Origin of the sequence: Psychrobacter sp. AOP7-A1-24 (assembly GCF_052376235.1) — a bacterium.
In the GTDB taxonomy this organism is placed as follows: domain Bacteria; phylum Pseudomonadota; class Gammaproteobacteria; order Pseudomonadales; family Moraxellaceae; genus Psychrobacter.
In genome coordinates this window covers 1-10,872 of sequence record NZ_JBQSVM010000058.1, presented here as the reverse complement: position 1 = coordinate 10,872, position 10,872 = coordinate 1, and the positions used below count along the sequence as shown (strand labels likewise).

The 10,872-nt window shown below is 40.6% G+C and carries 7 protein-coding genes and 1 pseudogene; 3 read left to right on the top strand and 5 right to left on the bottom strand.

Features of this window, described 5'->3' with window-relative positions:
• Positions 1–249: pseudogene (locus tag ACT3QQ_RS12895) on the top strand (hypothetical protein); the annotation flags it as partial.
• A gap of 606 nt (positions 250–855) precedes the next feature.
• Positions 856–1,677 carry an alpha/beta fold hydrolase gene (locus ACT3QQ_RS12890; RefSeq protein ID WP_444523898.1) on the top strand — a complete coding sequence of 274 codons (822 nt, stop codon included), beginning with the start codon at positions 856–858 and terminating at the stop codon, positions 1,675–1,677.
• A 221-nt stretch (positions 1,678–1,898) separates the two neighbouring features.
• Here the strand turns inward: ACT3QQ_RS12890 and ACT3QQ_RS12885 are convergent, their stop codons facing one another.
• The 3 genes from ACT3QQ_RS12885 to ACT3QQ_RS12875 form a co-directional block, all read right to left on the bottom strand.
• Positions 1,899–3,581, bottom strand: coding sequence for an NAD-dependent malic enzyme (locus ACT3QQ_RS12885; RefSeq protein ID WP_444523897.1), 1,683 nt, complete (start codon positions 3,579–3,581; stop codon positions 1,899–1,901).
• Between the two features lie 294 nt (positions 3,582–3,875).
• The gene (gene dld, locus ACT3QQ_RS12880; RefSeq protein WP_444528298.1) at positions 3,876–5,627 is read right to left on the bottom strand and encodes a D-lactate dehydrogenase; all 1,752 of its coding nucleotides are present in this window, start codon (positions 5,625–5,627) and stop codon (positions 3,876–3,878) included.
• 33 nt (positions 5,628–5,660) lie between these two features.
• Positions 5,661–7,367: an L-lactate permease gene (locus ACT3QQ_RS12875; RefSeq protein ID WP_444528297.1), complete on the bottom strand. Its 1,707-nt coding sequence runs from the start codon at positions 7,365–7,367 to the stop codon at positions 5,661–5,663.
• A gap of 245 nt (positions 7,368–7,612) precedes the next feature.
• On the opposite strand from ACT3QQ_RS12875, the gene ACT3QQ_RS12870 reads away from it, so the two are divergent.
• Positions 7,613–8,518, top strand: a complete 906-nt coding sequence (locus ACT3QQ_RS12870) for a LysR family transcriptional regulator (protein ID WP_444528296.1) — start codon at positions 7,613–7,615, stop codon at positions 8,516–8,518.
• Positions 8,519–8,760: 242 nt separating this feature from the next.
• On the opposite strand, the gene ACT3QQ_RS12865 is transcribed toward ACT3QQ_RS12870, so the two are convergent.
• Positions 8,761–9,825, bottom strand: coding sequence for a hypothetical protein (locus ACT3QQ_RS12865; RefSeq protein ID WP_444523893.1), 1,065 nt, complete (start codon positions 9,823–9,825; stop codon positions 8,761–8,763).
• Between the two features lie 616 nt (positions 9,826–10,441).
• Positions 10,442–10,735: a hypothetical protein gene (locus tag ACT3QQ_RS12860; protein ID WP_444528295.1), complete on the bottom strand. Its 294-nt coding sequence runs from the start codon at positions 10,733–10,735 to the stop codon at positions 10,442–10,444.
• Between the last annotated feature and the right edge of the window lie 137 nt (positions 10,736–10,872).

Here is a 10,872-nt window from a genome sequence, read left to right as displayed (position 1 = left end):
GAAACTCAATCAGGCAGCTTAATTCTATTTATTAGGTGTCTTAAGTTTGGGAGGGTTACCATTGGTGAACCGACTTCTATGCAAATAGCATTAGGACATAAAGGCAAGGCAGTTTATCAAGCGCGTTGTAGTGGAGAGAATGGTCATTCTTCTATGGCACCCAATTACCGCAATGCGATTCATGTTGGCAAACATCCAAGATGGCACAGCGTTAAATGTGGTTTCAGACAGCTGTACCATAAATTATGAGATACGCCACAGAGAATTTACTCAAACAGTTAAAATAATGTACAACCCTGCCAGTGAGAGTAGTAGGTGTGGCTGTTAAGGCATATTGATCAGTGCATATATCATTGTCTTACTTTGACCTTAAGACCTGACTAATTCTCAAAAGTTAGCCGAAGAAATCAAAAGCGTTATTTTACTAGCAACCAACAGAAGTGCTGAACAATAGAACTGCTCAACATACTTTTTATCGATATAAGCAACTTCAAATCCCAACCTCTACCAAACAGAGAAAGCAGATTTAATCTACCAATGTAAAAAAACCTTTCAACGCGACAAAGTAAACAGCTTTAACCTTATAGGTCTCGTAAACCCTTCAACAAACGACCAACGGCTGAGATACAAACCTATAACGGCCAAGACCATAATCTTTTTCCTATTGGTGTATGATTAATATCACTTTCGTCAAGTTAGCTTATCTAACTCTAAGGATGTTGCCTGACGAACTTCTCACAACACAATATTATTATAACGTTAGGGTCAATTGTTGGCTTATCTTAGCCAAAAAACTGTCTCCCTTTTTCATAGAATGATTTCATAATTATTAATATTGTCTCTTAGGAGGATACTATGAGTACTCAAATAACAGAAAATTATACATACATTGATGGCCATAAAATTGCATTTTTGGAACAAGGTTCAGGTAGTCCAGTAATCCTGCTGCATGGGATTCCGACTAATAGTCTCATGTGGCGAAATATTATCCCACAACTTGCAAAAACACATCGGGTCATCGCTCCCGACCTTCTCAATTATGGAAAATCTGATAAACCAGAAAGCGCAGATGTGTCTATTAATGCCCAAAGTCATATGGTTGTAAAGTTAATGGACGCCCTAGGTGCGCGGCAAGCAGATATTGTTGGACATGATATTGGTGGCGGTGTTGCCCAGCTGATAGCAGTTAATTATCCAGAGAAAGTTCGTAAGCTGACTTTGATAGATAGCATTTGCTTTGATTCATGGCCTATCCCAGATTTTGAGCCGCTACAGGAACCTGGTGCTGAGTCGGAGATGGGTCTGGAGGACTTTTTGAGTATGATGCGAGGCTTCTTACCAAAAGGTGTATATGATAAGAGCGTCATGACGGATGAGCTTATTGAGATGTATCTTGAGCCTTGGTCAACTGAAAACGGCAAGCATGCCTTTTTTCGTAATCTCAGACGGTTAAATAAAGAATATACTCAGGCCATTACTGACGAACTTAATAACCTTCCACATCAGACATTGATTATGTGGGGTGACAAAGACCCTTTCCAGAAACCAGAATATGCGCCAAAGCTGGAGGAAGCAATTCCAAACGCGAAGCTTGTCTGGATCGAAGATGTCGCTCACTGGTTGATTGATGAGAAACCCGATGAAATTAGTAAGCATATCAATCAGTTTCTAAGCTAAAGTACGAATAGTACTGAGAGATATAACATGGCGCTATGCTGAATAGCAAAGCTGAGCTACGCTGAAGAAGTGCTGGAAGTAAGCTTGATAAACCAACTGGTTTTGATAGAAATAATAAAGGTTGCCAACACTATATAGTATAGCGTTGACAACCTTTTTTATTTGGTACATTACTTAGATAATGTACTAAATACTCAGAATTTTCATGCCTAATTTACGACCTAGAACGAAGTGCGGCGATAGTTACGATATTCAGGTAACCAAAAATTTGCTTTCAATCGGCGTTGTAAGTTTTCCGCTGTGATAGGTAGTGCCAGCTTATCTTGAGCCGCTTGCAATGCCACAGCATACGCTATTTTTTCACTAATCTCTCTGATAAAGTTGATAGAAGGTAGAATGGCACCAGGCACTTTTTCATATTCCATTGATATATCTGCAAGTGCTTGGCTTGCTGCCATTAACATGTTATCGCTGATACCAGTCGCTCGTGCTGCTAAAACACCTAGACCAATACCGGGGAAAATATAGCTGTTATTACACTGAGAAACCTCAAAGGATTGACCGTTAAAAGTAGTGTGAGGAAACGGGCTACCCGTCGCAATGATTGCTTTACCCTTGCTCCAATTGGTCACTTCTTGCGGCGTTGCTTCGACACGAGAGGTTGGATTTGAAAGTGGTAATACAATTGGGTGTTCAGTGTTCACGCACAACGATTCGATTACTTCTTGGGTAAACAGCCCTTTTTGTCCACTAACACCAAACAATACGGTGATTTTTGCTTGTTTAACCACTTGCGCTAAGCCAAGTTTCTTACTTTTATCCCAGCTTGCAATAGCTGATTCTTTTTGTACTAGCGGTTCTTGGAATTTTTGCAGTTCTGTCATGCCATCTGTCAATAAGCCATAGCGATCAACCATGAATACTTGACTACGGGCTTGCTCTTCAGTCAGTCCTTCACGCTGCATTTGGCGAATAATATGCTCAGCAATACCACAACCCGCTGATCCTGCACCTAAAAATGCTATTTTTTGTTGACTGAGTTTTTGACCTTTATTTAAACACGCGGCAATCAAGGTACCGACCGAAACAGCAGCAGTGCCTTGAATATCATCATTGAAGCAACATAATTGGTCACGATATCTGTTCAATAGCGGTGTGGCGTTTTCTTGAGCAAAATCTTCAAATTGCAATAACACTTCTGGCCAACGGCGCTTAACGGCTTGAATGAACAAATCGACAAATTCATTATATTCATCGCCAGAGATGCGCGGATTTCTCCAGCCCATATACATCGGATCATCGAGTAGCTGTTGGTTGTTGGTACCGACATCCAGCAAAATTGGTAGGCAATAAGCAGGGCTAATACCACCACAAGCCGTGTACAAAGACAATTTACCGATTGGAATGCCCATACCACCAATACCCTGATCCCCTAGACCTAGGATACGTTCACCGTCAGTAACAACGATCACTTTGACATTTTGTTTGGTGGCATTTTGCAGCATATCATCGATTTTATGACGCTCAGGATATGAGATAAACAAACCCCGTTTACGGCGATAAATTTGCGAGAATTTTTCACACGCTTGACCAACGGTTGGGGTATAAATGAGCGGCATCACTTCCTCAATATGCTGCTCAATTAGATGATAAAATAAGGTTTCATTAGTATCTTGTATATTACGCAAATAAATATGCTTATCCATAGCGTCAGTGAATGAGCTCAGCTGATGATAAGCACGTAATGATTGCTCTTCAATCGTCTCAATGTTATGAGGTAATAATCCAGTTAAATTAAAGCTACTACGTTCTTCTGATGAGAAAGCACTGCCTTTATTCAGTAAAGGAGTTTCTAAAAGAGCGGGTCCAGCAACAGGAATATATAAAGGACGCTTGTTTGACATAATGTAATCTTCTTATTAAAGGCCTATGAGTAAGGGTCATACTGAGTGAAAGCTATGCTAGTGCTGCATTATACATAGCATCGACTGGTATTTAACAATAGATAACAAAATCATTTTGAATAAATGTGCTTCTGAACTCGAGGCTACTGATACATTCACCAAGAAATAATAAAAAAGCACTACCAATCGGCAGTGCTTTTGGGTGTTAATGAGCATTTATTATAAAAAACACTGAACTATTTATTTACTTAGCAACTCATAAATGGTCAGCTTAATACTAGTTTTAACGATCACTTATAGACAACAAGAGCAATTACGTTTTGTTTTCGACATTTTACCAACACCTGGATTGAACGTATTGGTTGGGTCTAAGCTTTTATAAAAGTTCTGTAAATCGGGTTCAGCTTCATATAAATGACCGACGTTATGCTCAGCAGGATATTTTGCCCCTCGCTCATTTAAAAGCTTCAACATCATTTTTTTGACATGCTTTGCATCACTACCTTTTTTCAAGATATAGTCTTGATGGAACACATAACAAAAGAAATGTCCGTAATAAAGTTTTTTGTCCAAATGCTGTTCGATTTCTTCGGGCAAGTTTTCTAGCCACTCTAACTCGTTACGTGGTATAGCAATATCCAATGCTAATATCTCGCCTACTTCTTGTTCATGGATAACTTCATATCGTATCGCGGCACCTGCTGCAGCAAAACGATTTAAGAAGGCGCTTTCTGACTCTTTTTTATCACATTCAAAATAAGCGCCTGTTTCTGAGGTCGCAAAAAACGACTTCAAAAACGCTTGCGCTTCTTCGATACCGTCATCACTCATTTTTAAGATGAGGTGATGCTCGTATTTATCACGATATTCCATCATTCGCTCAGGCAAATGCTTTGGAAATATATTACCTACAAACTGCATGACTTTATCGGTAAAGTGCTTGGGCATCCACGACCATTTACTAAATTTTGCGTCAATCGCGCCTTTAATAGCAAACAAGCGCGGTAAGGCATCTGTCCCTAAGTGTTTGATACTCAAGAAAGTGTCTTTGCCGTATTTGGCAGATACATCGAATATATCACGGTGCATATACTCGCCCACTTCAGGAATGTTTTTGAAGTTGGACAATATCTGTCTTCTCAACTGTGCAAGCTCGCTCACACTGTTGCTACCTATATAAAAAGCCTGCTCTTTTACAGCCGTTGGGTAGGTATCAAGCCGTACTGCAAATACAGCAAGCTTACCTGCACACCCACTGGCTTCATATAGTCTCCGCTTATCCGCATTAAAGCGACTAGGCGTGCTTGCATCAACATCTTTTACTCTAGCGATATACTCTTTGTCTGATGCCATCTTGCCACTGTCAGGTAATTTGTTTTTATCAAAATCCCCATTCTGCAAGTTCGTCAGTATTGCTTCTGGCGTGTCACCTAGCTCTACGTCTAGGTGATTAACCAACACCAGCTGACCTTGTTCATTTATTCGTGCAAACAAAGCAAGCTCAGTATAAGCAGGGCCTCTTTTAACCAAGGCCCCTCCTGAGTTATTAGAAACCCCACCAATGATAGACGCCCCTAAAGTCGATGAACCAATGACTGAGTGAGGTGCTCGATTGACCGTATTAAGCTGACTTTGTAGTTGGTGCAAAGTAGCGCCAGGTAAGCTGATCACCTGCTCATTATTGTTGACCAAGTACAACTGGTCTATGGCAAGGGTATTAATAACAACCACAGGTCTATCATAATCATTACCGCTTGGCGTCGAGCCTTCGGTTAATCCTGTTTTTGCTGCTTGCATAATAATGATGCAACTGCCTTCAACACACACTTCTAGACTGCGCCAAATATCCAGCAATGTTTGCGGAAACAAAACAGCCAATGCAGCTCCGCCGCCAGAACGCCACCCCATCCTATAGTGCTCGTTTTTCTCTGGATCTGCCTGTACATTACTAGCACCTAATACATTCGTTAGTTTGTCTAACACCTGATCAGGGCTAATGATGTCTTGAGAAGGCATATTTGATGAGAAAAGGTTTGATGAATGCATATCAATCTCTTTATCTTGGAGGTTACATGTGCCTTATGGTGCTAAAGGACCTTGAAAACCGAAAATGTAAATGACAGCCATAACGATTATTCCGCAGAATAATACATAGTATAAAGTAGGTAAAATCGTGCGCCTGAGGGTAGCGCCTTCCATACCAAGCAAACCTACGGTTGCTGAGGCCGCCACCACATTATGTATCGCAATCATATTACCAGCTGCTGCACCAACGGCTTGTGCTGCTATAATTATAGAAGGTGAAATACGTAAGCTAATTGCGGCTTCATACTGAAATTGGCTAAACATCATATTAGAAACGGTATTAGAACCTGCGATGAAGGCCCCAAGTGCTCCAATCGTTGCACTAATTAAGGGGAAAACATTACCAAAAGTACCAGCGAACAATTCTGCACTCGCAACTGGCATACTTGCCACATCTGATAGATTGACGCCTGAATTGATAAAAATCCTGACCATTGGGATCGTAAAGATAAGAACAAAACCAGCACTCAATACAGTCTTGCTTGACTCTTTGAGCGCACTATTTAGTGCACTACCTGGCTTTTTGGTTTGGAAAAAAGCGGCAACCAAAGCACTGATTAACAACAATCCACCAGGTAAATATAAAGGACTAAAACCAGCGCTAATATCCGCCTCACCCAATACTGACGTAAAGTCTAACGTCATACTAGTCAGAAAATCTTTAAAGCCTACAAACACTCTTGAAAAAACCAACAACAGCGCAACTAGTAAGTAAGGGAACCATGCCATGAAAATAGGCATTTTCTTGCCATCTTCATTCGGCGTCAAATCTTCTTTACTAACGACTAACTTACCAAGCCATTCACTTGGCCAGTTTTTTTGCGGTTCAAAATCCCATGTGGTTTTTGGAACTAAGAATCCACGTTTTGCCGCATTAACAACGATGGCGACACTAACTAAACCACCGACCAGTGATGGAAACTCTGGTCCTAAAAAGATACCGGTTAAAGTATAAGGAAGCGTAAATGCCAAACCTGCAAAAATAGCAAACGGCCAAATCTCAAAGCCTTCCTTCCAGCTTTTGTTTTTACCAAAAAATCGAGTCAGCATCATTACCATAAAGAGTGGCATAAATGTACCAATGACACCGTGAAGAATGGCCACTTGACTAGTAATCAGTTGTAAAAAGTCACCCCACTCTAGCCCTTGCTGAGCCAGCTGAGTGCTGATAGCAGCTGTATCCAAGCCTTTGTTTACGCCTATCACAATAGGTGTTCCGACCGCACCAAACGATACAGGTGTACTTTGTATCATCATTCCCATTAGCACGGCACCTAGCGCCGGAAAGCCTATCGCTACCAGTAAAGGTGCAGCAATAGCAGCGGCTGTACCAAAACCTGCTGCACCCTCAAGGAAGCAGCCAAAGCACCATGCAATAATAATGGCTTGTACACGTCTATCTGGCGAGACATTGGTAAAGCCCGATCGAATAACGGCAATAGCACCCGTGTGTTTTAAGGTATTCAGTAAGAAAATAGCGCCAAAAACTATCCACAATACTGAGACGGTGATGATCGTTCCCTGAATAATAGATGAAGACACTCGAGTGAGCGTCATATCCCATACGAAAAGAGCAAGAGTGGCTGTAACAGCCAAGATAATTGGCATAGTTTTTTTGGCTGACCATTGCAAGCCTATCAAAAAAATACCACAGAGAACGATTGGCAGTAGTGCCAGTAGTCCATATATTGTCTGATTCAAAATCATAATCCTTTTTTATTGTTTAGTCTTCCTTGAGTACTAACCATTTAAGCATTTATCTTGTGACTTCATGCTGTGTGTCAGGTGAAGTCGAAAACAATCTTTACCAGTCGCAAGGCCAAATGCTCAAAATTTCCTAAAATATTCTACGCTGTGTCAATACATTGGTATATTGCATCAAAGGATAATGTTATTTTCTTTTTTTGCTATAATCAAAAATGTATTACGCCAATTGGGGAACAAGTATGACTAAAGCTGACGATATGGTCTTATTCGTTCAGGTGGTTGAGGAAGGGTCGTTTTCGAGAGTCGCTGAAAAACTATCATTAACCAACTCAGTAGTTAGTAAACGTATAGCAAGACTAGAAGAGAGCCTAAATGCACAGCTACTTTATAGAACAACCAGGAAATTAAGCTTAACCGATGCAGGAAGGACGCTTTATAACAAAGCTAAGATTGTTGAACTTGCTTTTCAAGAAGCTGAAAATGCCATCACAGGCTATGGTGAAAATATGAAAGGCAACATACGTGTCACCATGCCAGCGGTCTCCGCTAATTTGGTATTAAGTAAGTCTATTACTGAATTTTGCAAACAGCATTCAGAAATATCGGTGGATTTATACATTACCAATCGACTGGTTGATTTGATAGAAGAAGGGTTTGATTTGGCCATAAGAACAGCAGAGCTTGAAGACTCCTCACTCATTGCCAGACGCCTTATAGATAGCCATTGGATCATATGTGCAACGCCAGACTATTTAGAGCGACACGGTACACCTCATACCCCCGACCAACTACAGAGCCATGAGTGTTTGGTCTATAAGTTTGATAATTTGTCTAATGGTATATGGCCACTATACATAGATGGTACAGAGCAATTAATTACAGTACAGGGTCGGTTTCATAGCAATCATCTTAATGCGATTAAGCAAGCCACGCTTAGCGACCTAGGTATCGCCTTTTTACCAAAAGCACTTGTTTATGAAGAACTACAGAAAAATACGCTCACCCAGATTCTGCAACGCTTTACACGAAAGAAAATGGGAATGTATGCGGTTTACCCCAAAGCAAGGCAACCAGATCAAAGGTTGAAATTGCTTGTCGAGCATCTACGAGAATCATTACATCAAAAACAGACTTACTACTGCTAAGTAATAAGTCTGTTTTTAATATGAATAAGTAGAGACGGATTAAAATATTCGATAGTAATAGTCGTCTATATTGATGTCGCTTTAACTAAAACAGAAAGTTTCTGAACACCAATAGCTATGAATATAGAGTGTTCAGACATGACGTTCAATTGTACTAGATAATATTATTAATATAGGCGTTTAATAACTGCAAGTTTATTACTCAATAGCTTTCATAAAGATTGATCAATCTAAATAAGACTTTATAATCCATTTACTGTATAGCGTACGATAACTTCATTATCGAGCACTACATTAGTTGACCAAATAAATTCAGCATCTGATTTTTCGTTATCGAAAATATCTGTGAAATTGGTATAAGCTGATTTGTTGTCTACCCCAATGGTTTGGTTACTATAGGTGGTAGCGTTCGGCCAACTAGAGTCATCAAAGTCTGCTTGTTGCCAGTTGGTAGGCAATTCCCAGTGCAAGCCATAATCTGCCGAACCGTCTTGTACATTGGCGGTGGTAATACAATTGCTGGATAGGCGATCGCTACCTGACTCACTAACACAGGATAAGTTTCTAATCGGCGCGGTATAAAAGGTCTGTGCTTTCCAGTTTTCATCGGTCTTGGCAATGATGTTGTTATTTTTATCTTTGATCACAGCGACTAGACCACCGTCTCCTGCATGGAATTCCGAGCCTTGATTACTCTCTGAACCAATGCCTAAGTTTTCTTCCCAATCCACCAAATGCATAGCAACGGTAAACGGTGCTTTTGCCTTGAAACGTACAATGTTTGAATTGAACTGAGTAAACGGTACATTGTCACGCCCGACGACTACGCCATTGACATACATCTCAAAATAATTATCTGCAAAGACATAAGCGGTATACACCTCACCATCTGCATCTATTTCAATGATGTCTGAGCCATCAAGTTGAGCTAAGGCTTCACTGGCAGTGCGATATTCGTTGCCCGTACAGGGGTTGTTTAAGTCAGACGCCACTGGGAACTCTGTATTGAGCAAATTGGTCGCTGCTGGTACTGTCCATATTTTACCGTCAGTTGACTGAATACTACCGATGTTGGTTTGGCGACCGCGGTCGCATTCATAGGCATTTGTCACGTCAGTCTGGGCAAGACCTTGAGTTAAGCTAGCGGTGCCAGTATAACTGCTGGCATCTGCACTACTGTTTATTGATGCTATCGTTTGCCCATTGGCATCGGTAGCTTCTGAGTCTATTTGAGTTTGGCTACACGCCGCCAGCAATAGAGAAGATGCAGTCGTGGTTAGCAAAGCAAGTGTTAAAATAGGTTTCATTATGCTTCCTTAGCATTATATAAGATGGTCTAAAACTCCGCTTATTTGTCTCTATAACTGAGTGTTATCATTAAGTGCACATTATTTTTTCTGTATACCATCAGTGCGTTTATAAGTCTGTACGGTCGTGCCCTCTGGATCAATAAACTCAAAAGTATAAGTATCTTTAGTCGCTTCAGTAGCATCCCAACTATAATCCAGCTTATGCTCTTGACCGTGATGGGTATAGGTTAGACTATATTGGGTTGGGCTAATAATCTTGTAATCTGTGATCTCGGCTCCGCGTAAACCTACCGTTAAATATGAGAGCTCTGAAGTAGCATAGTATTCATAGCTACTGTCTTCATTGAATTTGCCTAAATATTCATCAAGATCTTCATCGGTTTCATCATAGATAGGAAAGCCTTCTAGTGCATAAGCAATGGGCTTACCTTCACCAATTTATGACTGTAGGTGGGTTGGTGCACGATGATATTGGTAATTATCAGCGCGTCCAGAATGCCCGCCCCCATTGTCTAATTATCCGAATGCTCTGGCGTCCTCACCACGATTGTTTAATGGTTTGGATTTTAAATAACCATTAATTGATTACTACTTACTAGATTTTCAATCACTGCTAGCTGGTTGATCGCTTGAATATGGGCGTTTTTTCTAGAATATAGGTTTGATCATTGGCTGAAGAGTCCGAAAAATTAAAAGAGAGTAGCTGATGGTGACTGCCGGTCAAATAAATCCTGTCGTCTTTTAATTTGATAAAATTAGCAGCGACACTAGTCTCGCCGGTGATCTGCCATTCTTTGGCAGGCAGAGTATGTGCACTAGGATCATGGGCATAAGTCAGTGATGTAATTTGTATGGCTGTGACAATAGCCAGCAAGCTAAAAGCTCGAGCCACTTTTATGAAGGTCATAACACGCTATCGTTTGAATTGATATTTGAGAGTTAGTCATAGTCAGACTAATATGCGTATACGCACCTGTATAATCATCGCGGCTACTTGGCATTATTCACCCAAAAAATTATAGTGACCAAATAATAAATCCATTA